This window comes from Ensifer meliloti (assembly GCF_030064585.1).
Taxonomy (GTDB): Bacteria; Pseudomonadota; Alphaproteobacteria; order Rhizobiales; family Rhizobiaceae; genus Sinorhizobium; species Sinorhizobium meliloti.
In genome coordinates, this window is sequence record NZ_CP120365.1 from 2777030 (window position 1) to 2804006 (window position 26977).

Annotated in this window: 20 protein-coding genes, 1 tRNA gene and 1 pseudogene; 13 read left to right on the top strand and 9 right to left on the bottom strand. The window is 62.8% G+C overall.

Annotated features, from left to right (window positions below; genetic code table 11):
- Positions 1-119: 119 nt before the first annotated feature.
- The gene (argB, locus tag PZL22_RS20250; protein ID WP_003531589.1) at positions 120-1007 is read right to left on the bottom strand and encodes an acetylglutamate kinase; all 888 of its coding nucleotides are present in this window, start codon (positions 1005-1007) and stop codon (positions 120-122) included.
- A 289-nt stretch (positions 1008-1296) separates the two neighbouring features.
- Between argB and PZL22_RS20255 the strand changes: the two genes are divergently transcribed.
- A complete protein-coding gene (locus tag PZL22_RS20255) occupies positions 1297-2010 on the top strand; it encodes an anti-sigma factor (protein ID WP_003531587.1) in 714 nt (237 codons plus the stop codon).
- 107 nt (positions 2011-2117) lie between these two features.
- Positions 2118-2612: a peptide-methionine (R)-S-oxide reductase MsrB gene (gene msrB / locus PZL22_RS20260; protein WP_015007107.1), complete on the top strand. Its 495-nt coding sequence runs from the start codon at positions 2118-2120 to the stop codon at positions 2610-2612.
- A 73-nt stretch (positions 2613-2685) separates the two neighbouring features.
- On the opposite strand, the gene PZL22_RS20265 is transcribed toward msrB, so the two are convergent.
- The 5 genes from PZL22_RS20265 to rpmH form a co-directional block, all read right to left on the bottom strand.
- Positions 2686-3225, bottom strand: a complete 540-nt coding sequence (locus PZL22_RS20265; RefSeq protein WP_003531583.1) for a DUF1269 domain-containing protein — start codon at positions 3223-3225, stop codon at positions 2686-2688.
- A gap of 128 nt (positions 3226-3353) precedes the next feature.
- Positions 3354-4007, bottom strand: coding sequence for a ribosome biogenesis GTP-binding protein YihA/YsxC (yihA, locus tag PZL22_RS20270; protein WP_003531582.1), 654 nt, complete (start codon positions 4005-4007; stop codon positions 3354-3356).
- A 351-nt stretch (positions 4008-4358) separates the two neighbouring features.
- A complete protein-coding gene (yidC, locus tag PZL22_RS20275) occupies positions 4359-6143 on the bottom strand; it encodes a membrane protein insertase YidC (protein WP_033048897.1) in 1785 nt (594 codons plus the stop codon).
- Entirely contained in the window at positions 6143-6541 is a 399-nt protein-coding gene (gene rnpA, locus PZL22_RS20280; protein WP_013843866.1) for a ribonuclease P protein component, read from the bottom strand. Before rnpA ends, yidC begins: the two co-directional genes overlap by 1 nt.
- Before the next feature lie 21 nt (positions 6542-6562).
- Positions 6563-6697 carry a 50S ribosomal protein L34 gene (rpmH, locus tag PZL22_RS20285; RefSeq protein WP_003531576.1) on the bottom strand — a complete coding sequence of 45 codons (135 nt, stop codon included), beginning with the start codon at positions 6695-6697 and terminating at the stop codon, positions 6563-6565.
- Positions 6698-7004: 307 nt separating this feature from the next.
- Between rpmH and PZL22_RS20290 the strand changes: the two genes are divergently transcribed.
- The 5 genes from PZL22_RS20290 to PZL22_RS20310 all read left to right on the top strand — a co-directional run bounded on the left by PZL22_RS20290 (position 7005) and on the right by PZL22_RS20310 (position 13281).
- Positions 7005-9002, top strand: coding sequence for a methyl-accepting chemotaxis protein (locus PZL22_RS20290; RefSeq protein WP_003531574.1), 1998 nt, complete (start codon positions 7005-7007; stop codon positions 9000-9002).
- 243 nt (positions 9003-9245) lie between these two features.
- Positions 9246-10046 carry a TVP38/TMEM64 family protein gene (locus PZL22_RS20295; RefSeq protein ID WP_003531572.1) on the top strand — a complete coding sequence of 267 codons (801 nt, stop codon included), beginning with the start codon at positions 9246-9248 and terminating at the stop codon, positions 10044-10046.
- 22 nt (positions 10047-10068) lie between these two features.
- Positions 10069-11490, top strand: a complete 1422-nt coding sequence (locus PZL22_RS20300) for a dihydrolipoyl dehydrogenase family protein (RefSeq protein ID WP_003531570.1) — start codon at positions 10069-10071, stop codon at positions 11488-11490.
- A 74-nt stretch (positions 11491-11564) separates the two neighbouring features.
- Entirely contained in the window at positions 11565-13085 is a 1521-nt protein-coding gene (locus PZL22_RS20305) for a sensor histidine kinase (RefSeq protein WP_003531568.1), read from the top strand.
- Between the two features lie 119 nt (positions 13086-13204).
- Positions 13205-13281, top strand: a tRNA-Arg gene (locus PZL22_RS20310).
- A 101-nt stretch (positions 13282-13382) separates the two neighbouring features.
- Here the strand turns inward: PZL22_RS20310 and PZL22_RS20315 are convergent.
- Positions 13383-13706, bottom strand: coding sequence for a BrnA antitoxin family protein (locus tag PZL22_RS20315; RefSeq protein WP_003531566.1), 324 nt, complete (start codon positions 13704-13706; stop codon positions 13383-13385).
- Positions 13703-13948 carry a BrnT family toxin gene (locus PZL22_RS20320; RefSeq protein ID WP_003531565.1) on the bottom strand — a complete coding sequence of 82 codons (246 nt, stop codon included), beginning with the start codon at positions 13946-13948 and terminating at the stop codon, positions 13703-13705. The genes PZL22_RS20315 and PZL22_RS20320 overlap by 4 nt, the downstream gene beginning before the upstream one ends.
- Positions 13949-14382: 434 nt before the next feature.
- Between PZL22_RS20320 and PZL22_RS20325 the strand changes: the two genes are divergently transcribed.
- Positions 14383-15096 carry a DNA helicase gene (locus tag PZL22_RS20325; RefSeq protein WP_003531563.1) on the top strand — a complete coding sequence of 238 codons (714 nt, stop codon included), beginning with the start codon at positions 14383-14385 and terminating at the stop codon, positions 15094-15096.
- A 186-nt stretch (positions 15097-15282) separates the two neighbouring features.
- Here the strand turns inward: PZL22_RS20325 and PZL22_RS20330 are convergent, their stop codons facing one another.
- On the bottom strand, positions 15283-15978 hold the full coding sequence (locus tag PZL22_RS20330) for a TetR/AcrR family transcriptional regulator (RefSeq protein ID WP_015007123.1): 696 nt from the start codon (positions 15976-15978) through the stop codon (positions 15283-15285).
- A gap of 191 nt (positions 15979-16169) precedes the next feature.
- On the opposite strand from PZL22_RS20330, the gene PZL22_RS20335 reads away from it, so the two are divergent.
- From PZL22_RS20335 to PZL22_RS20355, 5 genes and pseudogenes are all read left to right on the top strand, one after another.
- Positions 16170-16658, top strand: coding sequence for a RidA family protein (locus PZL22_RS20335; protein WP_003531560.1), 489 nt, complete (start codon positions 16170-16172; stop codon positions 16656-16658).
- A 208-nt stretch (positions 16659-16866) separates the two neighbouring features.
- Positions 16867-17484, top strand: coding sequence for a hypothetical protein (locus PZL22_RS20340; protein ID WP_003531558.1), 618 nt, complete (start codon positions 16867-16869; stop codon positions 17482-17484).
- Positions 17485-17571: 87 nt separating this feature from the next.
- A complete protein-coding gene (locus PZL22_RS20345) occupies positions 17572-18717 on the top strand; it encodes an alpha-hydroxy acid oxidase (RefSeq protein WP_003531550.1) in 1146 nt (381 codons plus the stop codon).
- A 625-nt stretch (positions 18718-19342) separates the two neighbouring features.
- Complete coding sequence (locus PZL22_RS20350) at positions 19343-22069, top strand: NEW3 domain-containing protein (RefSeq protein ID WP_003531548.1); 2727 nt, start codon at positions 19343-19345, stop codon at positions 22067-22069.
- Between the two features lie 84 nt (positions 22070-22153).
- Positions 22154-26972: pseudogene (locus PZL22_RS20355) on the top strand (YadA-like family protein).
- Positions 26973-26977 lie beyond the last annotated feature (5 nt).

Genomic DNA, 26977 nt, shown 5'->3' on the forward strand with positions numbered 1-26977 from the left:
GACTCGTGGCGCCGCCTAGCCGCACTATCGAGAGGCGTCTTGCAGGGCACGTCCCCTCTCCCCGTCAGAACGGGGAGAGGGTTAGGGTGAGGGGCAAATCACGGCAAACAAGGAGCGCCTCACGGCACGATCAGCGTGCCTGCGCCGTGCTCGGTGAAGATTTCGAGCAGCACCGAATGTGCCGTTTTGCCGTTGAGGATGACGACGCCCTGGACGCCCGCCTTGATCGCCTCGATGCAGGTCTCCACCTTCGGGATCATGCCGCCCGAAATGGTGCCGTCGGCGATCAGCGCCCGCGCCTCGGCGACGGAGAGCTGCTTGATGAGTTCGCCCTTCTTGTTGAGGACGCCCGGAACGTCGGTGAGGAAGAGCAGGCGCGTCGCATTGAGCGCGCCGGCGATGGCGCCGGCGAAGGTGTCCGCGTTGATGTTGTAGGTGTGGCCGTCCCGTCCCGGCGCCACAGGCGCGATCACCGGTATCATCTCGGAGCGGGCGAGCAGATCGAGAAGGGTGCGGTCGATTTCGACCACATCGCCGACGAAGCCGAGATCGAGCACGCGCTCGATGTTGGAATCCGGGTCGCGGATGGTCTTCTTCGCCTTTTCCGCAAAGACCATGTTGCCGTCCTTGCCGCAAAGGCCGATCGCCCATTCGCCCGTCTGATTTATGAGCGCGACGATCTCCTTGTTGATCGACCCGGCAAGCACCATTTCGACGATCTCGACGGTCTTTTCGTCGGTGACGCGGAGCCCGCCCTCGAATTTGGACTCGATGCCCATCCGGTTGAGCATTGCGCCGATCTGAGGGCCGCCGCCGTGAACGACGATCGGGTTGACGCCGGACTGCTTCAGAAGCGCGATGTCGCTGGCAAAGGCGCGCCCGAGTTCGGCATTGCCCATGGCGTGACCGCCGTATTTGACGACGATCGTCTTATGCTCGTAGCGCTGCATATAGGGCAGGGCCTGGGCGAGCAGGCGGGCCTGAATTTCACTTTCTGATGCGGACATGGCGGATCCTCGAAAAATACCGGCTGCTGTTTAGCGCAACTCTCTGGCGGATGGAATGATCCGGACGCAACATAAAGCCATTGTGACGGCGGTCGCTCGGCTGTGCCGAAGTGCTTGCGGCGTGCGCGGCATGGCCGACAAGCCGATTGACGGCGCTGGCGATTTGACTGATCCTGCATTGATCCGGAAAGGACCGCCGCAGTCCCGAGGGCAGGCGCATCGAAGCTTGCCTGGAAGAGATCGAAGGGAATCGTGCCGGCCCTCTGAAGCTGAGAGAGTGCAGGGAGCCATGACGACGCAGAAGCCCGAAAGCGGAGATTCCCGCCGCGACGAGGTGATCGCGGGAGAGTACGTGCTCGGCGCGCTGTCTGCCGATGACCGCCGGAAGGCCGAGGCGCGCATGGCAACGGACCGCAACTTCGCCGCCATGGTCATCCGCTGGCAGAACAATCTTGCGGCCTTCGGCGACGAATATGAGTCGGCCGCGCCGCGCCGCAGGTTTCGCTCCTCCGAGCGCGCGGTCTTCGAAGCGGGCCGGGGCGCAGACGACCCCCGCGGTGTCTGGGGCTCGCTTCCCCTCTGGCGCAGCGCAGCCCTCGTATCGCTTTCGGCGGTCGTCGTGATGGCAGGCGCGCTGGCAGGACTTTTCAGCGATCGCCGAGGCGGTACGCCACTCGTTGTGAGCCTCGAAGCGCATGGCAGCGCCATCAACCTCGTCACGCACTTCGAACCGGCCACAGGGCGCCTGAGACTGTCGCCGGCCGCCGCCGGACAGATGGAGGAGAAATCGCTCGAACTCTGGCTGATCAATGGTGACGATCCGCCGGTCTCGCTCGGCGTGCTGCCGCCGTCCGGCGAGGGGGAAATCGTGCTTGAGCCGGGAATGCGAAGCCAGATTGTCGCGGGCTCCAGGCTCTCCGTCAGCGTCGAGCCCAAGGGTGGCTCGGCGACCGGCTCGCCCACCGGTGCGGTCATCGCGCAAGGCACGGCGCGCGCCTTCTAAGTCTGGTTCCACGGCGGCCACTCAGTCACGCCGGTTTGATCGGCCTTGTTTTGGCAGGAGTGCCGCGGCCGCATAAGTTACGACATCAGGCCCCGATGGAGGTTCCGATGATCAGCCGGCGCGACTTGCTGATGGCGGGCGCGGCCCTGGCCGCGGTGGTCGCCCTGCGCGGTCTCGTATGGCCCGTACGCGCCGTCGCCGGCGAAGCCTTTGAAATCACCAGGACCGACGCGGAGTGGCGGGCGCTGCTCGGCGAGGATCGCTATCGCGTTTTGCGCGAGGAGGGCACGGAGCCGCCGTTCAGCAGCGCGCTCGACAACGAAAAGCGAAACGGAGTCTTTCACTGCGCGGGATGCGAGTTGCCCGTCTATTCCTCTGACGCGAAATACGACAGCGGTACCGGCTGGCCGAGCTTCTGGCAGGCGCTTCCCGACGCGATCGGCACGCGCGAGGACGACACCCTGTTCGTGACGAGGACCGAATGCCACTGCCGCCGCTGTGGCGGTCATCTCGGCCACATCTTCGACGACGGCCCGCCGCCGACCGGCAAGCGGCACTGCATCAACGGGCTCGCCCTGTCATTCGTACCGGAGACGGCCTGAGCGTGGCTGTCTTCTCGCCGGCTCCGGCGAGAAGATCGTTGTGCGATGAGGGCCGATCGCCTTCAGCAACCGATCAGAATGTCCCCGCCTGCGGCGACGGCGTCTGCGCCTCGGAAATGGCAGCCTGAAGCTTCTGTTCCTGCTCCGGGGAGAGCGACGTCTTCAGCACGCGGCCGCGCAGGCCGGAGAATTCGGCCAGCACCTTTTCCGGCTGCACCTTGCGCACCAGGACGAAGAGCGCCGAGGAATTGTTCGGGATCGTGTTGCCGAGCGACTTGATGAAGTCGTCGTCGATGCCGTAATCGACGAGCGATCCGGAAAGCGCACCCGCACCGGCGCCGATAGCGCCGCCGAGGGCGAAACCCGCGAGCGGATTAAGGAAGAGCAGCCCGACGAGCCCGCCCCAGAGGGAGCCGGAAAGAAGGCCGGACGTGGCGCCGACGGTGGTCAGATTCATGCTCTGCTTCAGATGCACCTTGCCGTCGGCGTCGCGCACGACGACGACCGCATCTTCCAGATCGATCAGATATTCCTTCCTCAGGCTGTTGAGCTTCAAGAGGACCTTGTCGGCCTCACCCGTCGAATCGAATCCCACGACAATCAAATCGGACATGTCTCTCTCCTGATCCTTCGGGCAGACAATCTGCCGCCGCGAAGCAGAGATAGAGCGCTTTTCATGTCAGGGTAGTGACGGAGACCGAAGACGAGGGGGCTCGCCCTTCAGCGGCGCCGTTTCGCGCCTCAGCGCGTCACGGCGAGCTCGATCGCCGCGCGGAGGTCCTCGATGCCTTCGCCCTTTTCCGACGATGTCGATAGCACTTCCGGAAAGGCCGCCGGCCGCTTCTTGATCTTTTCGAGCGTTTCCGCGACGAGGCGCGGTACGCCGGCCGCCTTGATCTTGTCCGTCTTGGTCAGCACGATCTGGTAGGAAACCGCAGCCTTGTCTAGGAGTGCCAGCACGTCTTCGTCGTTCTTCTTGATGCCGTGGCGCGCGTCGATCAGCACATAGACGCGCTTCAGCGTCGAGCGGCCGCGCAGATAGTCGAAGACCAGCTTCGTCCAGGCGTCGACCTGTTCCTTGGGAGCCTGTGCGTAGCCGTAGCCCGGCATGTCGACGAGCGCCATCGGCGGCAGGTCGCCGGCCTCGCCGGAATAGCCGTCCGGCACGAAATAGTTGAGTTCCTGGGTGCGGCCGGGCGTGTTCGAGGTGCGCGCCAGGCCTTTATGGCCCACGAGTGCGTTGATCAGCGACGACTTGCCCACGTTGGAGCGGCCGGCAAAGGCGATCTCCGTCGGTCCCTCAGGTGGCAGGAACTTCATCGACGGCACGCCGCGGATGAAGATCCACGGCCGGCCGAAGACGCTTGCGGCATTCTGCTTGTTCGTCGCGGACATGTTCTGGCGTTTCCTCTTTGCCTCGTCGGCATCAGGCTTTTGGGGTGGCTTGTCAAGCTTTAGAGCGCCTGCCGGTACCGGCGGCGGATCCCTACAGCGCCGCGCGTCTTATCAGACGCGCAAAGGTCGCTGTAGCGCTTTGATCTGCTGCATGTTTTTGTCCTTTAATCGGATAGGATTAAAGGAAACATGCAGCAGGACCTAAAAGAAAAGCCCCGGAACGCGTCGCTCCGAGGCTTCCATGCGAGAGGACCTGCCGATCGGAGCGTTTCACCGATTCAATGAAACGCTCCAACGCATTCACTGCGCGCTTCCGGACGAAAACCGTTACACGCTTGTCCCGGAAGTGCTCTATTCCGCCGGTTTCGGTTTCTTCGAAAAGAGCGACTTCAGATTGTCGAAGAGTTCGACCTTGACGCCCTGACGCTTCATGATGATGCCCTGCTGCAGGATCGACAGCGTGTTGTTCCAGGCCCAGTAGATCACGAGACCGGCCGGGAACGACGCCAGCATGAAGGTGAAGACCACCGGCATCCAGGTGAAAAGCATCGCCTGGGTCGGGTCCGGCGGCGTCGGGTTCATGCGCATCTGCAGGAACATGGTGACACCCATGATGATCGGCCAGATGCCAAGATGAAGGAAGGCAGGCCCCTCGAACGGCAGGAGACCGAAGAGGTTGATGATCGTCGTCGGATCCGGGGCCGAGAGATCCTGAATCCAGCCGAAGAAGGGCGCATGCCGCATCTCGATGGTGACGTAGATCACCTTGTAGAGCGCGAAGAACACCGGGATCTGGATGAGGATCGGCCAGCAGCCCGCCAGCGGGTTGATCTTCTCTTCCTTGTAGAGCTGCATCATCGCCTGCTGCAGCCCCATTCTGTCGTCGCCGAATTTCTTCTTCAGTTCCTCCATCTTCGGCTGAACCTTCTTCATGTTCGCCATCGATGCGTATTGCTTGTTGGCGAGCGGGAAGAAGATGAGCTTGACGACGATCGTGGTGATCAGGACCGCGATGCCGAAATTGCCGAAGAGACGGAAGAAGAAATCCATCATTTTGAACATCGGCTTGGTGATGAAGTAGAACCAGCCCCAGTCGATCAGCTTGTCGAAGTTGGGGATCGAATAGGCCACTTCGTAATTGTCGACGACCGGGACTTCCTTGGCACCGGCGAAGACGAGGTTCTTCAGCTCCACGGATTGGCCCGGGGCAACCGTAACCGCATCGCTCTTGTAGTCGCTCTGGTAACGGGGGCGCCCGTCGGCGAAATGCGAGAAGCGGATGTCGAAGGGCGTCGCCTGCGGCGGCACGATCGTCGCGGCCCAGTATTTATCGGTGATGCCCAGCCACCCGCCGGTCGACTTACCCGGTTCGACGGGCTCGTCGTCTTCGACCTTGGAATAGCCGACTTCCTGCAGGCCATGCTCTCCCGCGACGCCGACGAAGCCCTCGTGGAGCACGTAGATGCTCGGAGTCCTCGGCTTGTTGAAGCGCGTGACGCGGCCGTAGGAAGACAGGGAAACCGGCGCCGCGGTCTCGTTCTTGATGCTGTCGACCACCTGGAACATGTAGCGGTCGTCAACCGAGATGGTCCGGGCAAAGGTGATGCCCTTGTCGTTCGTGTAGCTGAGCGTCACCGGCGTCGAGGGGGTGAGCTTGTCGCCGCCCGAAAGCGTCCATGTGGTCTGCGGACCCGGAACCGACCCGGTCGCATCCGATCCGATATAGCCGATTTCCGTGAAATAGCCGTCGGCGGTCTCCGCCGGGCTGAAGAGCGTGATGACCGGGCTCTTCGGGTCGACGGTTTCGCGGTAGCCCTTGAGCTTCAGGTCGTCGAAGCGTGCGCCGGTCAGGTTGATGGAGCCGGAAAGCGCCGGCGTGTCGATCGCGACGCGGGCCGATTTCCCGATTGCCTGATCGCGGCTTTCGCCTGCGCTCGGGATCGCACCGCCGGGCAGCGCCTGTCCAGGTGCAGCCGGCTGGGCGCCTGGCTGTTGCTGGGTCTGTTGCGCCTGCTGCGCCTGTTCCGCGGCAATGCGGTCCTTCTCCATCTTCGGGCTGACATAGAAGAACTGCCAGGCGATGAGGATCAGCACGGAAAGGGCGATCGCCACGAAATAATTGCGGTTGTTTTCCATCATGATTTCCTGGAACCGGCCGGTGGCCGCTTCTGTTTCGGCTTGTTTTCGATGCGATCCCGAAGCGCCCGAGTCAATGCGTCGAAAGGGGCATTCAGGAGATCGCGCCGGGCGACAATCACATAGTCGTGTCCGGGTTTCATTGCAAACCCGGCCGAAAGCCGCACGGCTTCCTTGAGTCGTCGGCGCATTCGGTTTCGCTCGACGGCATTGCCGTGTTTCTTGGTAACGGTGAAGCCGACGCGGGCTTCTCCCTCCGGATCGTTCCGGTCGAGAACTTCGAGGAGAAATAGCGGGCCCCTGCGGCTTTCTCCAGCCCGGACCGCCAAAAACTGCGGACGGCTTTTCAGCCGCCCGACAGCCATCTTGTCTTTATCTGTCGTCATTTGCCCGGACATAAGGTTTCGGGCAGATCCGGCTTACGCCGAAAGACGCTTGCGGCCACGAGCCCGGCGGGCTGTGAGGACCTTGCGCCCACCCTTGGTGGACATACGTGCACGGAAGCCGTGACGGCGCTTGCGAACAAGCTTGGACGGTTGGTAGGTACGCTTCATTTATTTAAATACCGCGGTGTGCGGTCCTTCTTGGGTTTGCATGATGCAAGAGCGTTTACGCGCCGGGCATGGCTCCGCCTACGGGCGGCTCCACCGGACGTGCGCGGCTTATAGGGACAAAAACCCGATAAAGTCAATTCCCGGGCGCCGGCGGCGTGCTCATGAATCGCCGCATGACACCCTAAATCGAGTGGGTCCGATGGGTGCTTTGTTAACCACGCGCATTTTAGCATTTGCTCAGTAGCGTGTAAGCCGTGAGTTACTTTCCCGTTTTAGGCGAGTATGCGGCTGGGGACAGGGACAGGACATGAAAATTCGCGGAAAGATAAACCTCATCGTCGGCATCATGAGTCTGCTGGCGATAGCGATCACCGGTATGTCGTTGCTGATCGTGAGCGAGTACAACCAACGGCTCGGTGAATACCAGAACGCCTCCGACCGGGCTTTCAAGGGCGAGCGGCTCAATCGCCTGGTAACGGCGGTGGTGATGGAGGCGCGCGGCATCTATGCGGCGCCAACGGTCGAGAAGGCAAAGCCTTTTGCCGAGGGAATTCTCAAGAACCTCGACAAGATCGACGCGCTGCTCACCGAGTGGCGGCCGCTGGTGCCGGCCGACGTCCTGCCCGCCTTCGATACCCTCGTCGAACGCGCGGAGGAATTCAAGACGTTCCGAAGCGAGACGGCTCGCCTCGGCACGCAGGTTGCGCCGAAAGCTGCCAACGAGCAGGGCAACAACGAAGCGAACCGGGCCAACCGCAAGGCGTTCCAGGCTGAAATCGACGTGGTCGTCGACGAGAACCTTGCCTCGCTTCAGACGATCACCGCGGATCTGGCCGACTACAAGCGCTCGATCGTGCTGATCGTCCTTGCAACAGCTGCCCTGGGCATGCTGGCCGGGATCGGTGCCGCCTTCTATATTGCGACCAATCACCTCAGCCGCCCGATTCTCGATCTGACGGGCAAGATGAAGCTGCTTGCCGGCGGCGATCTCTCGGTTGACGTGCCCTTCGCCGGGCGCAAGGACGAGATCGGCGACATGGCGGCGGCGGTCGAAGTCTTCAAGCAGAACAGCCTCGCCGTGCGCGAGCTCAACGCGCAGGAAGAGATCCTGCGCGAAAAGAGCGCGGACCTGCAGTCGAGCATCGCCACGGTCGTCGCGGCGGCTGCGGCAGGGGATTTCACCAGGCGCATCAGCAAGGACTACGACAACGACGATCTCAACCGCTTTGCGGCGAGCGTCAACGAACTGGTCAACAGTGTCGACACGGGCATCGCCGAGACCCGGAGGGTCATTGCGAGCCTGGCGACGGGCGACCTCACGCAAAGCATGAAGGGCCAGTTCCAGGGTGCCTTCGCCGAGTTGCAGACGAACGTCAACGATACTTTGCAGACCCTGCAGAAGACCTTGCGCGAGGTCCGCATGACGACGGACTCGATCAACGGGAACTCTACGGAGTTGCGCAGTGCCGCCGACGACCTGTCCAAGCGGACGGAGCAGCAGGCCGCAGCTCTGGAGGAAACCTCGGCGGCGCTCGACGAGATAACCGCCGCGGTTCGCAATTCGACGGAGCGGGCCCAGGAAGCGACCGTCATGGTCACGGAGGCGAAGGACAGCGCAGCGGAGTCGGCATCGGTCGTCCGCAACGCCATCGATGCCATGGGCCGGATCGAACAGGCATCGAGCGAGATCGGCCAGATCACCAACGTCATCGACGAGATCGCCTTCCAGACGAACCTGCTGGCCCTCAATGCCGGCGTCGAGGCGGCGCGCGCCGGTGATGCCGGCAAGGGTTTTGCCGTCGTTGCGCAGGAGGTCCGCGAGCTCGCCCAGCGTGCAGCCAGCGCCGCCAAGGATATCAAGTCGCTGATTTCAAAATCGGGCGGCGAGGTGGCCACCGGCGTCAAGCTCGTCCAGGCGACGGGAGCGGCGCTCGGCCAGATCGAGACGCGGGTCCTCAAGATCAACGATCACATCCATTCGATCGCGACGGCCGCACGCGAGCAGTCCACGGGCCTCGGGGAGGTCAGCACCGCCGTCAACCAGATGGATCAGGTCACCCAGCGCAACGCCGCCATGGTGGAGGAGGCGAATGCCGCCACGCACAAGCTGTCCGCCGAGGCCGACAATCTCGCCAACCTCATCGCCTACTTCAAGGTCGAGCGCGAGGCGGTGCGGACGGTCGCGCCGGCAAGGGATGCGAGCCGGCCGGTGGCCTCGCCCGCCCGCCGCATGATGGGCACGGTCGCGCGCGCATTCGGCAACGGCTCCGCTGCGGTCGCCCGCGACGATTGGGAGGAGTTCTGAGGGGGCCTGCTGCAGCGCTGCAGTCGCCCGATTTCCAGCTTCGCTCGCGGTGATCTGCCGGTCGCCGCGAGCGGCACTTCCGAGATGAGCTTCCCTCGGGAGACGCCGCCGGCACTTTCACGCCGGCGTGACTTGCCGCCGCGGCCCGGTCACGCCGTCGTTTGTCGACGCGACGATTCGTTATTGGTTCGGGGGGTGAATTCCTTCTAATTCAGGGGCAGAATCTCACCGAAGGCAGATCGCATGAGCCATGGTATCAGCAACGGGGCAGAAGAAGGTCCGGCTCTCGAACCCTCGTCGAGCCGGCGAGACCTTCGGCTTGTTCCGCATCGCTCTCCCTGGCGCTTCCTGCCGATTTCGCTTCTGCTTGCGGGCGGCGTCCTGGGCTATGCCTACGGCCTGCAGGACTATGTCTCGCTGTCTGCGCTCGCCGACCAGCGCGAGACGCTCGCCGCCCATGTCGCCGCCCATCCGGTCAGTTCGGCTCTCGTCTTCTTCGCGATCTATGTCGCGGTGGTGGTCTTCTCCATACCGGCGGCATCGGTGCTGACGATCTCCGCCGGATTCCTTTTCGGCTGCCTTGCCGGCGCGGCTATCACGGTTCTTGCCGCCACACTCGGGGCTTGCCTGCTGTTCATCGCCGCGCGCGGCGCCTTCAGCGACATCCTGAGGCGCCGTGCCGGCGGCGTCCTGGAGCGCCTTGCCGATGGATTTCGGGACAACGCCTTCCTCTATCTCCTGATCCTGCGGCTCGCGCCGATCTTTCCTTTCTTCCTGATCAACATCGCGCCCGCCTTCTTCGAGGTGAAGCTGCGCACCTATGCGCTCGCGACGCTGATCGGCATTATTCCGGGCACTCTCGCCTATACCTGGCTCGGCCGCGGCCTCGGCGACGTGATCGCTCTTGCTGCCGCAAGCGGCCGTGAATTCACCGTTGCCGATTTCGCCACCAGGGATATCTCGCTGGCGCTCGTCGCCCTTGCATCGATTGCTGCATTGCCTCTGGCATTCAGGCTAATACAGTCGCGCCGCAAAGGTGCATGACCGAGGCGGAGGGCCTAGCCGCGTGGCGAAAATACTGACACCCGACATCTGCGTGATCGGCGGCGGTGCCGCCGGGCTCTCCGTGGCCGCCGGGGCGGCCGCTTTCGGCGTGCCCGTCGTTCTGGTCGAGCACGGCCGGATGGGCGGCGATTGCCTGAATTACGGCTGCGTGCCGTCAAAGGCTCTGATCGCAGCGGCCAAACATGCGGACGCGATCCGCAAGGCTGCGGAATTCGGCATTGCCTCGGCGGAACCGATCGTCGACCATGAGCATCTGACGGCACGCATCCAATCCGTGATCGAAGCCATTGCACCGCACGATTCCGCGGAGCGCTTCACGAGCCTCGGCGTCGAGGTGATCAAGGAAACGGCCCGCTTCGTAGACGACCGCACGGTCGCTGCCGGCGACCGCCTGATCCGCGCCCGCCGCTTCGTGATCGCCACCGGCTCCTCCCCCGCCATCCCCCCGATCCCCGGACTTGCGGAGACGCCGTTCCTCACCAACGAAACGCTCTTCGGCCTGAAACGCTTGCCGCGACATCTCCTCGTCATCGGCGCAGGCGCGGTCGGCCTCGAGATGGCCGGGGCTCACCGGCGGTTGGGCGCCGATGTGACGGTCGTGGACGGTGCCGCGGCTCTCTCCGGTCAGGATCCGGAGCTGGCGGCGATCGTGCTCGACGGGCTGCGTGCGGAAGGCATGCTCCTGCACGAGCGTACGGCGATCCGCTCGGCGGAGCAAACGGAGACGGGGCTCCGGCTCCTCTGCGAGAACGAGAGCGGCCCTTTCGAGATCGAAGGGAGCGACCTGCTGGTGGCTGCCGGTCGTGCTCCCAATCACGGATCGCTCGACCTCGATGCGGCCGGCATCCGCCATTGCCCGAAACACGTAGAGGTCGGGGCTGACCTGAGGACGAGCAACCGTCGCGTCTATGCGGTCGGAGACGCGGCGGGCGGCCTCTTCACGCATCAGGCGAGCTATCACGCCCGCCTGGTGCTGCAGCAGATCCTTTTCCGCCTGCCGGGGCGCGAAAGGACGACCATCGTTCCGCAGGTGATCTTCACCGCGCCCGAACTGGCGCAAGTGGGGCTGACGGAGGAGCGCGCGCGGGAGAGCGCCCGGGGGGCAAGAACCGTTCGGCTGGACTTTTCCGCGAGTGATCGCGCCCGCACCGACGGGTTGGATCGAGGGCTGATCAAGATCGTCGTCGGCAGGCGCGGGCGGGTTCTCGGCGCCGGCATTGCCGGCCCTGGAGCGGGGGAGATGATCGGTCTCTGGGCCTTCGCCGTCGCCAACCGCCTGACGCTCAGGCATTTCCAGACTTATGTCGCACCCTATCCGACGCTCTCGGAGATTGGAAAACAGGCGGCGATCTCCTATTATTCCCCCATGGCGCGAAATCGCCTTCTGCGGACCGCGATCCGGTTCCTGCGGAACTTCGGCTGAATTAGAGCAAATCCAGGAAAAGTGCGCAGCGGTTTTCCGTCCGGAGTTGCGGCAAAACAAAGGAATCGATCACGATGACCTTAGGTCTGGTCATCGTGATCCAGGGAATCTTTATGGTAGAAGACGCGCGTCCGGCCAATGCGAGTGCGGCACCCCGAGCGGCGGTAGGCTTTCTTGGCGGGCTTTCCGGCAAATTGCTGCTGCTGACGGTCGCCTTCGTGATGTTGGCCGAAGTGCTGATCTTCGTGCCTTCCGTCGCCAATATGCGCATTCGCTGGCTGCAGGACCGCCTGAACACCGTGGCGGCGGCGGCCGTCGTGGTCGACGGACTTCAAAATGTCGAGCTGCCCCGCGCCGTGCAGCGCGAGACGCTGATGGCGACCGGGACGAAGGCCATCGTCATCCGCCGCAAGGATGCCTCCCGGATGATCGCCAGCGTCGACATGCCCCCCGCGATCGACGGCGAATACGACATAGCCAACTTCACGGCTCTCGGCGCGATCCGGGACGCCTTCGACACGCTCATCTTCGGCGGCAACCGGGTGGTGCGCGTCTATGGCCCGCTGGGCGAAGGCGATGCGACGATCGAGCTGGTGATGAAGGACGCCAAGCTGCGCACGGCCATGCTCGTCTATTCGCGCAACGTCTTCCTCCTGTCGATCGCCATCTCGCTGATCACCGCGGCGCTGATCTTCCTCGCCATCAATCGCATGCTGATCCTCCCGATCAGGCGGCTGACCAAGAGCATGCAGGAATTTTCGGGCGAGCCGTCGAGCCCCGAGCGCGTGCTGGTGCCGCCGGAAGGCAAGGACGAACTGGCGGTCGCCGGTCAGCATCTGGCGAGTATGCAGCGCGAATTGCAGCGAACCCTGAAGCAGCAGAAGAGCCTTGCCGAGCTCGGCCTTGCCGTTTCCAAGATCAATCACGACATGCGCAACATCCTGTCCTCCGCACAGCTCATTTCCGATCGCCTGGCCGATGTCGACGATCCCGTGGTCAAGCGCTTCGCGCCGACATTGCTCCGCACCATCGACCGCGCCGTCGGCTATACGCGCGAAGTCCTTTCCTACGGCCGCACGACGGAGGCCGAGCCGCACCGCCGTTTCCTGGCGCTGCGGCCGCTGGTCGAGGACGTGGCCGAACTGCTCGCCGTCGATCGCCAGGACGGTATCGATTTCGAGATACAGGTCCGCGATGACATCGAGGTCGATGCGGACAGCGAGCAGCTGTTCCGCGTCGTCCACAATATCTGCCGCAACGCGGTCGAGGCGCTGGCCAATTACAAGCCGGAGGATGGCTCCGAGCGGCGGATCTCGGTTTCCGCGGTGCGTACCGGCAGCGTGGTGACCATTTCGATCGACGACACCGGCCCCGGCATGCCGGCGAAGGCACGCGAAAATCTCTTCGCCGCCTTCCGCGGCTCGGCGCGCTCCGGCGGGACGGGCCTGGGCCTGGCGATCGCCCGCGAACTGGTGCTCGCCCATGGCGGAACGATCGCCCTTGTCAAAAAGCCCACTCCCGGCACGCTGTTTCGCATAGAACTGCCGGACCGCCCGGTGCGGCTCGATGCCTTCCGCGCCAAGGGACGTTCCTGAGATTCCGTCCCCTCCCGGCATCGTCGTAAAAATGAAATTTTTTCCCGAAGGCGCTTGCAATCGCCGAAAGGACGCTTTAGAGGATCGCCACGCAAGCGGTGGTCACCGCTTCCAGGCACGCACCCGTAGCTCAGCTGGATAGAGCACCAGACTACGAATCTGGGGGTCAGGAGTTCGAATCTCTTCGGGTGCGCCATTTCCTTTCAAATGGTTTCGTTATTGCCCCATTACGGGATGCGGAAACCGCGCACACTTTTCCTCATCCACGCTTTGGGGCTATCCCTTGAGGAAACAGCTTCAACCTGCCTTCTTCAATCCGGCAGCCTTTCTAAGGTCGTCATTCATCCGGCTCTGCCAGCCTTTGCCGGTTGCCTTGTAGTGCTCGATGACATCCGGATCGAGGCGAATGGATATCTGCTGCCTAGGGTTCTCAACGGCTGGACGGCCCCTGGCGCGCTTGATGCTCTCGGCCAGGTCTGGGAAGGCTTCGGCGAATGGCTTAGCTTTGGCTAGTTGTTCGTCGGTGGCCTCAGGAGCGTCTGGGTCACTAGCTATCTTGCGTTGGATAGCTGCCTCCTCCTTGTCGGAGATATGGCGGATGCGGCGGGATAGGCTGGTCATAATAAGCTCCTTTCCTTCCTGCTGGCGTCACGCATGGAGATAATCGAAATGCCTTCCGAGCCAAGCCGGGCGAAGACTACGGCGATAACGCCATTGCGCAAAACGCCGATAGCCATGAAGCGGCCTTCCTTGGCTGGGACCACCACAGACGAAGCGAAGAACTCCATGTCGAGTTCGGCGATATCATAGCCGTGCTTTCCTATGTTGATCTGGCGCTTTGTTTCGTCATAGGTGACCTTCATACATTTTTTGTATCACTTTTAATCCCAATTGCAAGAATAAAAGTGATACGGAAAGGTGAGGAATTTGGATGCCCGACGGGTCTCGAAATTACGGCGAGAAATCGGACAAGCCGATTCGCCGAGTTGAGCATCAGTTCAAATCTGGCATCCGGCACGTTCGAAGCGGCTCGCGGCTCGCGGAGGCTTCTTCTCTCGACCGTTGCGGCCTAGGCCGATCGCACGGAAAGTTCCGGTGCCGGCGCCCCGAAGAGGGCATCAAAGCTTGTGACGAATCAGCAGGCCCGCTAATTTCTGCAGCACAGGCTTGGCCCACGCCTCCTCCCTCCTTTCGGGGAAGTATCGCACATACGGGGTAACGACATCGTCATCGAACCATCTGTTCGAGCATCGCATAAGGAGGGATTGCGTTTCTGGCTCGGAGTGGAGGTCCTTTGATGAAACTTTCTGCCCCCATTTTCCAATTGAAACGCCGAGCCAAGCTCGTGGCCCGGAATAATAATGTCCCCCTGCACGAAGCACTGGACCAAATCGCGCGTGAGGAAGGGTTCGCAAGATGGAGCCTACTTTCGTCTCAAGTCGCAGCGGCGTCACTGTCCAGATCAATCCTAGCTCGGCTGGATGAAGGTGATTTGCTCTTGGTGGCCGGCCGCCCAGGACATGGCAAGACCACGCTCGGCCTTCAGCTGTTGCTTGACGCTGCCCGAGACGGGAGAAAAGCGGTCTTCTTCACGCTGGAATTTACAGAACAGCAGGCGAGGCGGCACCTTCGGTCTTTGGACGAGGGGCCTCATGGTCTCTGCGAAAAGCTGCAAATCTTGACGTCTGATGAAATCAGCGCGGACTACATCATCCGTCATTTATCCGGGTCGGAGCGGGGGACGGTTGCCGTTATCGACTATCTGCAGATACTGGATCAGCAGCGAAGCAAGCCAGCACTCTCGGATCAGGTTCTGGCTCTTGCAGATTTCGCCAGGAAAGCCGGGGTTGTGGTTGCGTTCATTTCGCAGGTAGATCGGTCGTTTGATCCGGAAAGCAAGCGCCTGCCGGACATTCGGGACATTCGTCTCCCTAATCTCGTTGATTTGGGACTCTTCAACAAAGCCTGCTTCCTGCACAATGGTGAGGCCCAGCTTCGAGACGTGGCCTAAACGCTTGGCGCTTTTCACTGTTCATTGAAACAGTGAAAAGCTCTAATGCTTTGAGACTGCATACCTGCCGGACGGGAAACCGTTACAAACTTTTCCGGACGTGCTCTGGTCTACCTCGCTCGCCTGCCGTGATGTTGGAGAAGCGCCGGAGGTCCGGCACCGTCTCGTCAGGAAGATGACGAGCGCTCATTGTCTCGGCGCGAGGCCATCGAGCAGGAAGTCGAGGCCTTTCCGGAAGGCGCCGTCCCAATCGTTGTCCAGCAGCAGGCGGGAGCGTTCGATCGTCGGGTAGTGTTCGCTGAGACGTGTGAGGCGCTGCTGTGCCGCGGCCCTGTCTTCGTCCGAGAGGCCGAAGCTCGCCCGGGTGATGGTGGCGCCCATCACATAGTTCCAGAGCGACCATATCGCGGCGTTCAGATCTGCGTCGGCTACACCGGCTCCGGACAAGGTCCTGCTCAGCAGTTCCAGGCGGCTGAGGATGTTCGGGCCGAGTGCCCGGCGCGGCAGCAACGATGCCGACCAGGGATGGCGCAGCATGCCGGCGCGCCAGTCTTCGAGCATATGAACGACTTTTCCGCGCCAATCTCGAGACTCGACCATTTGCGGCGGCCCGCGGTATTCGAGCACCGAGTCGAGCGCCAGATCAAAGACATCCTCCTTGTTGTCGACGTGCCAATACAGGCTCATCACGCCCGAGCCGAGGCGATCGGCCAGGCGACGCATCGTCAATCCGTCTATTCCCTGGGCGTCCAGCAGTTCTACCGCGGTCGCCACGATGCGCTCCCGGGAGAGAGACGGCTCACTGCGCGCCTCCGGCACCCGGGGCGATACACCTGTCCGTTGAGGCCGTTTGCTCGGGGCGCCGCTGCGTTTGGCCGTCATCCGTCTTCCTTGCTGATCAGAATGCCGATCTAACCCGACGAACCTGCGAATGTCGATCCTGAACGGTTGACTCGTACAATGTACGATGGCACGGATAGTACACCGTACGAGGCGGATCATACGGCAGTAGAAGTTCAATCCCGGAGGCGGCGAGGCTCTATTGCCCGCAGTTCCGGAACCAAGAGAAAAACATGTCACGCGCAATCACGCATCTGCTTATCGGAGGGCTGATCATCATGACCATGGGCGTTCCCGCTGCGACGACAGCGAATGAGAATGATCTCAAGCTGACCATCGTCAATCCGAAAAACCTCTACGACCCGACGCCGAACGGCTACAGCACGGCAGTGATCGTGCCCCGCGAGGGCCGGGTGGCCTATATCTCGGGACAGGGCGGCCAGGACAGCAGCGGAGCCTTGTCGCCCGACTTCGCTGTCCAGGTCCAGCAGGCCTATGCAAACCTGCGCACTGCCCTCGATGCGCTCGGTGCCAGGCCGGATCAGGTCGCCAAGCTCACGGTCTTCGTCGTCGATCACGACATGTCCAAGCTTGAGGTGCTGACCAGGAACGTGAAGGAAATGTTCGGCGCGGCGCTGCCGGCGCAGACTTTGATTCCCGTTCCCAAGCTTGCAATCGACCCGATGCTCTTCGAAGTCGATGCCGTCGTAATGCTGGAATAGTGGCGGCGGCGTATCAGGCGCGATTGCCAACGGGGAGGGCGAGTACCGAGGGGCTGCCCTGGGGCCGGCCGACCGCAACCAGCCTTCGCAGGATCGCGATCCCTTCGAGGGCTGGAAGGAATGAGCCTGTGGATGCTCGATACCAAAGCTATCCTCGTCTCCTCTGCCGCCGATTGCAGTTATCATGGCAGCGCCCTAAAACAGGCGAATGAACCGGATCGAGAAGCTACCGCCTGCCTTCGAGCGCTTCGATGAAATGCTGGGCGTGCTCGATTTCGCGATCTTCGAGAATGCAGGCGGTACGGAGGAGGAGATCCTTTCGGCAGTGCCGCAGGCGTTGCGTCACTTCCATAGATTCGACGCCGGGAAGCTGCGCGCTCTGGGAAGCCGGCGCATCTGCGAAAAGGCATTCTTCGGCGACTGGTACGACCCGGACAGCGGCAGCCTGCTGAGGCTCGGCTCCTATAAAACCGCCGACGGATCGCAGTTGACGGATCCGGTCTTGAGTTCGCTCGACGATGTGAGGATCATGTCGGGTGCGAGCTCTTGCCCTGAGCCTGGAGGGCAGTTCGCCTACGCCTTCTCGCATCCACCCTATCCACTGAACGCCAGGCCTGGCGAAGTGCAGGCGGTGTTCGAGGAGATCAGGGATTTTATCTTGCCGCCGCTCCACCGAAGCGAAATTCTCGACTGGTCCGACGCGCGGCTGCCGGAGGTTTCCGACTATTTCGAAGACGGCGCCGAATGGTGGGGCGTCTTCCTGTTCAGTGTCCACATACCATCCATGCGGCGCCTCACCATCATTGCGGGCTCGACGACGGACTGAGCGCTGGATTCCCGCCGCGGCTTGATTTCCTCATCCCGCCTTATCGAAAAAGTGCTATTGATTCGGCCGTTCGGGTTCGAGGGGCAGATGCGTCTGAAAGATTGTTACAATTTCCACGATTTCCGTCTGATGGCAAAACGGCGCCTGCCGTCGCCGATCTTCAACTATATCGATGGCGCGGCCGATGACGAGGTCACCTACCGGCGCAACACGGCCGCGTTCGAGGGCTGCGATCTGGTTCCGAATGTCCTGCGCGGCGTCGGCGACGTCGACATGTCGGTGACGGTCATGGGGCAAAGGCTGGCGATGCCCGTCTATTGCTCGCCGACGGCGCTTCAGCGTCTGTTCCACCATCAGGGCGAACGTGCGGTGGCGGCAGCGGCTGCGAAGTTCGGCACCATGTTCGGTGTCTCCTCGCTCGGCACCGTCAGTCTGGAAGAGGCCCGGCGGATTTGCGACGGTCCGCAGGTCTACCAGTTTTACTTCCACAAGGATCGTGGATTGAACCGCGAGATGATGGCGCGCGCCAAGCAGGCCGGCATCGAGGTGATGATGCTGACGGTCGACAGCATCACCGGGGGCAATCGCGAGCGCGACAAGCGAACGGGGTTTGCCATTCCTTTCAAGCTCAATCTCGCCGGTATCACGCAATTTGCGATCAAGCCCTCCTGGGCGGTCAACTATGTTCGCCATGAGCCTTTCAGGCTGCCCCAGCTGGAAAACCATGTCGATATGGGCCGCGGCGCGATGTCGATAAGCCGCTATTTCACCGAGATGCTCGATCCGTCCATGTCCTGGGACGACGTCGCCGAGATGGTGCAGCACTGGGGCGGCCAGTTTTGCCTGAAAGGCGTGATTTCGGTCGAGGATGCCAAGCGCGCGGTCGAGATCGGCTGCACCGGAATCGTGCTCTCCAATCACGGCGGGCGCCAGCTTGACGGTTCACGCACCGCATTCGACCAGCTTGACGAGATCGTCCAGGCCGTCGGGGACAGGATAGATGTGATGATGGACGGCGGCGTGCAGCGCGGCACCCATGTGCTCAAGGCGCTCTCGCTGGGAGCGAAGGCGGTCGGGCTTGGCCGTTACTATCTCTTCCCGCTCGCTGCGGCAGGACAGGCTGGCGTCGAACGGGCGCTCGAACTGATGCGTGTCGAGATCGAACGCGGCATGAAGCTGATGGGCTGCTCATCGGTCGACGAGCTTACAAAAGAAAACCTGCGTTTCCGGTGAGGAAGCACTTCGCGTTGCCGCTAGGGCATATGCACTTCTGATCCTCTCGCGGGACCATTGCCTTGGGGGCAGATGGTAAACGGTTTGACGTTCGCATGCCCAAACGATGCCACGGGCAGAACGCAGAAGTGGAAACGAGAGCCCGCCGCAAATATTCTCCCCCACAAGGGGGGAGACGACAAGCGGCTTGACCTTCACCTACCCGAACGATGGCGTCCCCGACTGAAGCGCGCCTCGCAGGCATTTTCCGAATCACCCCACGCCTTCAAGGGCAAAGCAGCTTTTTCCGTTGCTCGCGAGAACACCGCGCCAGCGATGATATGCGATCTTCATCGCACGCGTTTTCTTCCTGTGGTTGTAAACAAAACAGCTGGTTGCCGGCAGTCGGGCCCGGATTCGGCAGGGCCCCGCATGTTGGCGACGGCAGCGTCGAGCCGAAATTTCCCCTAAAATTGTTTTGGTTATTTGCATATAAGTGGGCATCTCCTGCAACTCCCGTTCGAAATCAGTCACGGGAAGGCGAGTTATGCGAGCGAATTCTAGCGTCTTGGAAGCAGGCTACCGGCAGACAAATCGGTGGCGCAGGAAATTGTCGGCGCATCTTTTGGTTGCGTCTGCGAGTATAATGGCATTCGCGTCTTCGGCGCTTGCGGCGCCGCCTGCGGCCGGTACAGTCATCGGCAATCAGGCGGTTGCGACCTTCGAGTCTGGCGGGCAGACCTTCTCGGTCACCTCCAACCTGGTCCAGACGACGATCAACACCATCGCCGGCGTTCAGATCGAGACCGATACGACAAAATCCGCCGTCGCCGGCGGCAAGGTGCTCTTTCCGCACACCATCACCAATGTCGGCAACGCGGCGGACAGGTACAACCTGACAACGACATTCGTACCCGACTCCGGCCTTTCCGAGGCCGGCATCTATGCCGATGGCGATTGCGACGGCGTGCCCGATACGCTGACATCGATCGACCAGACCGGCTCGCTCAACGCGGGCGAAAGCGCCTGCGTCGTCGTAGAGGTCAATGTCGCGGCCGGGGCGACCGGCAGTCCCACCTTCAAGATCACCGCGGCGAGCACGCTGACAACGGCCGGCAATTTCACCGCGGGCACGGCGAACCAGCCGAACCAGCCGAACGACACCAACACGGATACCGTGAGCGTCACGACCGGTGCCGTTTTCGAGTTCACCAAGACCATGAGCCTGCTCGACGACGGGGACGGGTCAGGTTCGCTCACCCCCGGCGACACCGTGCGCGTCCGCTTCAACTACAGCAATACCGGTGGAGCGGATGCGACGGATGTGATCATCACGGACCTGCTGCCAGGCGAACTGACATATGTGGCGGGAACGGGTCGGTGGTCCGACGGCAGCGTGATGACGGACGCCCGCGAGGATGATGGAGACCACACCAACGGCCAGGGCCACAAGATCTTCTATTCGTATTCGCTTGATGACCGCACGGTGAAAGCGACGCTGTCCGCCGTGCCTGTCGGCAAGAGCGGCTATATCGAGTTCGTCGGTACGGTCGCCACTGGCGCAGCCGGCACGATTTCCAACACCGGTACGATCGACTCGGACCAGACCGACCTGCAAACCTCGAACGAAGCGCGGCTCGTCATCAACGACGGCCAGGCAACGGCTGTCACGCTGGCGGATAGAGCGGCCGATCCTTCCTATGCAGGCCGATTCGGTGGCGATCTGCCGGACGTGAACTATACCGACGGCGGACTGGCATCCAGCACCGATGACGACAACGCTGCGAACGATACCATTGCCTATACAGAGGGCTATCTGTCCTCAAGTATCCCTGTGCCTTTTGACGTGATCATTACCAATCACTCGAACACCACGCAGAGGTTCAATCTCTCCGTCGAACCGAGCAACAGTTTTCCCGCCGGCACGTTTCCCGCCGGCACGACGTTCAGCTTTACCACCACCGAGGGCACGCCGCTCCTTGATACGAACTCCGACGGCCGGCCGGACATACAGCTGGGCGCGAACTCGGTGTCGAACTTTCTTGTGCATGCCAATTTGCCGGACGGAGCGGCGCGCGAGGAGGGTTCGCAAGCTTGGGAGGCGACGATGACGGCGTCCTCCATCAGCAACACGGCGGTGCTGAACAAGACAAGGCTGCGGATCGCAAGTAAGGTCGGCGGCGGTACCGTCGATCTGCAGAACGCGGGCGAACTGGCGGCAGGTCTCAATGTCGCCAATGAGAACGGCGACCCGTGGACGACCGTCAAAACCAATCCGGGCGAGGCCGCCGAATTCACCCTCGTGGTCAAAAACAATCGTTCGGTTTCCGACAGCTTCAATCTGTCCTTCAGCGGCTCGAATTTCGCGCCCGGCTCCATGCCGGCCGGCTGGCAGGTGGTGTTCAGGAATGCCGACGGCACGGTCACCAATACGGGCGTGATCGCACCGGGCGCGTCCGCGACGTTCACCGCCGTCGTAACCCCGCCGGACACGGCTGCGCCCGGCAACACGGATGTTTACTTCCGCGCCGCTTCGGCGAGCAGTGCGGCGGTCGTCGATACCAAACTGGACGAAGTCACTGTCGTTCAGGTCGTCGACCTCGCCATTCGCACCGACCAGACCGCTCAGGCGGCGCCCGGCGGCGTCGTGGTGATGACCCACACGCTGGAGAACCTCGGCAACGTCGCGATCACCAACGGTACCATCGGCTACGACCCGGATTTTCCGAGCTTCGCGGAAACGCTTCGCGTGGACGCGAACGGCAACGGCGTGCTGGACTCCACCGACGCTACGGTGACCAGCATTGCCAATATCCTGACCGCGCTCGACAAGACGGAACTCGCCCCCGGGGACCGGGTGCTGCTGTTTTCGCGGGTCCAGGCACCCGCCAGCGCCGTGGGAGGACTTTCCGAGAGCGCGAGAATCGTCGTGAACAGCACCCTCACTGCGCCAGGCGAGGCAACGGTGGAGGATCAAAATCCGAGCAACAACACGGTCACCGAAACCGTCACCATCGTTTCCGGTAATGTCGTCGTGGTCAAGGAGCAGGCGGTCGACGCCAAATGCGACGGAACTGCCGACGGCAGCTTCACCCAGGCGGGGCAGGCGGCCAATCCGGGCGAATGCATCGTCTACCGCATCACGGCGACCAATATGGGCACGGCGGACGCGACGGAGCTGCAAATCGACGACGCAACGCCGGCCTACACCACCTATGTCGGATCGTCCGGCACGGCGACAACCGGCGATACTGAGGCGGAGCTGACGCTTCAGCCGGCCGATGGCGCGACGGGTGCCATCCGCTCCGAGCATGGCACCGTGCCCTCGGGGCAGGTCGCGCGGCTCACCTTCCGGGTGAGGATCGACCAGTAGCCCTCCTCGGTCGGCGGGCGGGCAGGGGCGTCCCCTGCCCGCGCCGCAGTCGGGCACTTCCAGGCGAGCACAATCGGGAAAATAATGCGGGGAATACGCAGGATAGTTGGCAGGGTCATGGCTTGTCTGGCGGCGTTCGCCGCCCTGTGCCCGGCCGTCGCCCTTGCCGTTCCCGCTCCCGCCGGCGCGCTCATCGAAAGCCAGGCCGTCGTCTCGTATTTCAATACCGAACTCGGCATCTACGAGTCCGTATCGACCAATGTCGTGGTCACCCGCGTCAATTCGGTGAAAGCCATCGAGGTGGTTTCCGACCAGACCGTTTTCATGGCGCCGGCTTCGGTCGGCCAGTTCGCATTCTTCATCCGCAACACGGGCAACGCTCCCCTCAGTCCGTCGGCCACCCTCGAGCAGGTCGCCGGCCACCATGCCAATCTCGTCGATATCCGCGCCGTCATAGATCAGAATCGCAACGGAACCGCCGATCCCGGCGAGTGGGAACTGACGCCGGACATGGCGATCGAGCTGCCGGTGGGTGGCGAGCTTCCCGTCATCGTGCAATTCGCAACGCCGGCGTCCTCGCATGATGGCCAGCTCGCGGCTCTCCGGCTGAGTGCGAAGGACGGAAGTGTTGCGGATGCAGCCACCGGCACGGTCATCATGTCCTCCACGGGCCTCGTTCTCGAAAAATCCGCCACGGAGAATGAAGTCCAGGCAGGCGGCAAGCTGCGTTATGGACTGCGGCTGCGCAACAACGGCGCGAATGCCGTGGCAGCCTACGCGCAGCTCGACGGAAGCTCCATTCTCATCGACGGGGCTGCGGCCTCCGGCATCCTCGTGCGCGACGCGCGGCCGCTCGATACGCGCGTCGTCAACGCGGAATCCGCCGCCGGCTTCGTAGGCCTGTATCATGTCGCCGGACAGCCTACGCACACATATGTGACGACCCTTCCGCAGGATCCGTCGGCGGTCGATGCCGTCGCCTTCTTCAGGGCAGGCGATTATCCGGGCGGCTTCTCGGCCAACCTCGCTTTCGAGGTCGCCGTCGCCGGCAATGCCCAGGAAGGCTTCATCCTCAACGAGGCCTCTACATGGCAGCAGTCGGGGGAGGATCTGGTCGAGGTCCGGTCCAATCTCGTTCGTACGCCCGTAGAGGGCGGCGAGGCGGCGCTGACCTATGCGGCGCCGGACGGCCGGCCGATCTCGACCGCAGCCCTCAACAGCAACGTTCGCCTCCATCTGAGCGCGGCCGCGTGCAACACGACCCCGGGTGCGGACAGCGTCCGGATCCGGATCGCGACCGATCCGGAGGCGGATCTGGAGACGGCCGTCGCGACGGAAACCGGACCCAATACCGGCCTCTTCACGACCGCGCTCATTCCCATTCAGCGGGTTCTGCCGGTGGTGCAGGGCGACAGCGTCGTGTCCGGGGACCGGAACACGAAAGTCTCCGCGAGCGCCACATGCGGCGGTCAGACCGTGTCCGCCATTCTCACCGTCAATCCGGGCGGGTTCGTCTTCCATTCCGCCAGCAATGTCGCGATACCGGGTGCAACGGTCATCCTTTACGATGCATCCGGAGCGGAGATCGAGCGCATCGTGTCCGATGCCGACGGCTTCTATGTCGTGAGCGCGGCGCAGAACGCGGGCGCGTACCGGATCGAAGTGCTGCCGCCCGAAGGCTTTTCATTCCCTTCCGATCGCAAGGTGTTCCCCGCTTTGGGCCGCAACGTGGAGGGAAGCAGCGCTTTTGGTGAAGTGTCCGTCAGTATCGGCAGCGCAAGCCGGGCCGACGGCGACGAATCGGTCAGCATCGGCCTCGCCAACAACGCCAGGCTTGTAGGGTTTGAAGGGAATGACCGAATCAAAGGCGGGCAAACCTCTGTCAGCCTGGGAGCCTTCAATCAGTCGCCGGGCATCGAGGCCATTGCTATCGGTGCCAGAAACGAAGCCAATGCGGATCGGTCGATTGCCATCGGCTCGAGTGCGAAAACGAAGGCCGCCGATCCGGCGCAGGCGGACGGCGGTGCGCGCGACGCCGTCGCTATAGGCACGGATGCGCTGGCCAACGACGACCGGTCCATCAGCATAGGCTGGAATAGCAGTACCTCCCTGAACGATTCCATCAGCATCGGTACCCGAGCCACGTCGGGATCGGCGGGCGATATCATGATCGGCACAGTTTCAGGGACTGGTTCCACCTCCGGTCAGAACAATGTCGCCCTCGGCGTTGCGGCCAGTCAGAAGGTGAAGGGGTCGTCAAACATAGCGATCGGCGATTCGGCGGGCGGTTACCGGGAAGGCGATAACAACGTCGCCATAGGCACCAATGCGGGAATCCAGTTTTCCGAGAGCGAACATGAGACCGCCGTGCGCGCCGACCTCGTGGTCAGTGACGCGGTGAGCATCGGCAATGAGGCGCTGGCGAGCGCCGATGAAGCCATCGCAATCGGCACCGGCGCCGTGGCTTCCGGTTTGAAGTCCATCAGCATCGGCGTCGGAAATACCGTCAGCGGCGCTTCGAGCGGCGCCATCGGCGATCCGACCGATATCACCGGTACCGGCTCCTACTCGCTGGGCAACGACAACACCATCGCCGCCGACAACGCCGGCACCTTCGGCAACGACAACACATTGGCGGATGCCGCCGATGGCAGCCGCGTCATCGGCAACGGCAACAATATCGATGTGTCCGATGCCTTCGTGCTCGGCAACGGTGCCGACGTCACCGAAGTCGGCGGCGTGGCGCTGGGTTCCGGCTCGGTTTTCGGATACGGGTGCCGACGTGGCGGGCTATGTGCCGGGCGGGGCCTCGACGGCCGACCAAAACGCCATCGAGGCGACGCAGAGCACGCGCGGCGCGGTCGCCGTCGGCAATCCGGACGCCGAAACCGGCGTCTACCGCCAGATCACAGGTGTCGCCGCCGGCACGGCCGACTCCGATGCCGCCAACGTGGCCCAGCTCAAATCGGTCGAGACGATCGCCAAGACAGGCTGGAAGCTCACGACGGACAGCGGCAGCATCGACGGCATCGGGCCGGGCGACGAGTTGGTCCTCAAAGGCGGCGACGGCAATATCGTGATCAGCAATCAGATCTTGAGCAACGACGTGAGCATCAATCTGGCCGATGAGATCGAGGTGAACAGGGTGACGGCGAGAGATCCCGACACGGGTGCATCCACGGTGCTGGACGAGAACGGCCTGAGCTTCACGACGCAGGACGCGAACGGGGAGGACACGGCGCTCGGCCCGCGCGTGACGGCGGCGGGCATCCAAGCGGCCGGCAAAATCACCAATGTCGCTGCGGGCGAGGCCGACACCGACGCGGTGAACTTTTCCCAGCTCAGGCAAGTCGAAACCGCATCGGGCAATACCGACCAGCGGGCGGTCAAATACGACTGGACCGACGCCAATACGAACGGCGTGATCGATGAGGGCGAACTCAACCTCGATAGCGTGACCCTCGCCGGAGGCATGGGCGGCACCAGGATCTCCAATCTTGCGCCCGGCGCCTTGAGCGCGGCATCGACCGATGCCGTCAACGGCAGCCAGCTCTTCGGGCTTCGCAGCCGCGTATCCAACGTGGCCGTCGCCCTGGGCGGGGGAGCCGCCTATGACCCTGTCAAGGATGAGTGGATCGCCCCGAAATACACGATCGGCGGCACCGACTACAGCAATGTCGGCGACGCGCTGGCGGCGGTGGGCGGCACGGCCGGTGCCGGCTGGAGCCTCTCGGCGCAGGGTGCGAACGCGTCCAATGTCGCGCCGGGCGAGACGGTGGATCTTCGCAGCGGCGACGGCAATATCGTCGTCAGCAAGGCGGAGACCGGCGACACCGTGAGCTTCGACCTGGCCGACGATCTGGACGTCTCCGAAAGCATCACGGTGGGTGCCGATCCCGCCGATCCAAATGCGCCGACCACTGTTATCACCGGCGGTTCGATCGTGATCGGCAGCACCATGCTCGGCAGCAACGGCCTGGTCATCACCGGGGGGCCGAGCGTCACGACCGATGGCATCGATGCCGGCGGCATGAAGGTCACGAATGTGGCAAACGGTACGGTGGCGAAGGATTCGAAGGATGCCGTCAACGGCGGCCAGCTCTTCGACGTCGTTGCGAATGCCACTGCGAATGGCGTCGGCTATGACGACAAAAGCAAGGGCACCCTGACGCTGGAGGGGGCTAACGGCACCAAGATCACCAATGTCGCCGCGGGCGACCTGAACGCGAACTCGACCGACGCGGTCAACGGCAGCCAGCTTTACGCCACGAACGTGAAGGTCGATCGGCTCGATACCGAAGTGAAAGAGATCGACAGCCGCGTAACCTATATCGAGAGCTTCCAGGGCGATCTGGAGAACGCTGCCGTCTATGATACCGACGCTGCCGGCAAGAGGCTCAACACGCTGACGCTCGAGGGAGGAGATCCCAACAAGCCGGCGCTCATCGCCAATGTGGCCAAGGGCGTGAAGGCGACCGACGCCGTCAATGTCGGCCAGCTCGACGAAAGCGTCGCGGAAAGCAAGAGCTACACGGACGAAAAGACCGAGTGGGCAATCGACCAGGCGGCCATCTACACCGACCAGGTCATCGAGACCAAGGTGAGCGCGGTGAACAATTATGCGCAACAACGGTTCGCGCAGCTCTCGGGCGAGATCGGCCAGGTTCGGGGCGAAGCGCGGCAAGCCGCCGCCATCGGGCTTGCGGCGGCCTCGCTGCGCTTCGACAATGAGCCGGGCAAGCTGAGCGTGGCGCTCGGCGGCGGCTTCTGGAGAAGCGAAGGGGCGCTCGCCTTCGGTGCCGGCTACACCAGCGAAGACGGACGCGTCCGGGCGAACCTGACCGGTGCTGCGGCCGGGGGGAACGTCGGTGTCGGTGCCGGCCTCAGCATCACGCTCAACTGAGCCGG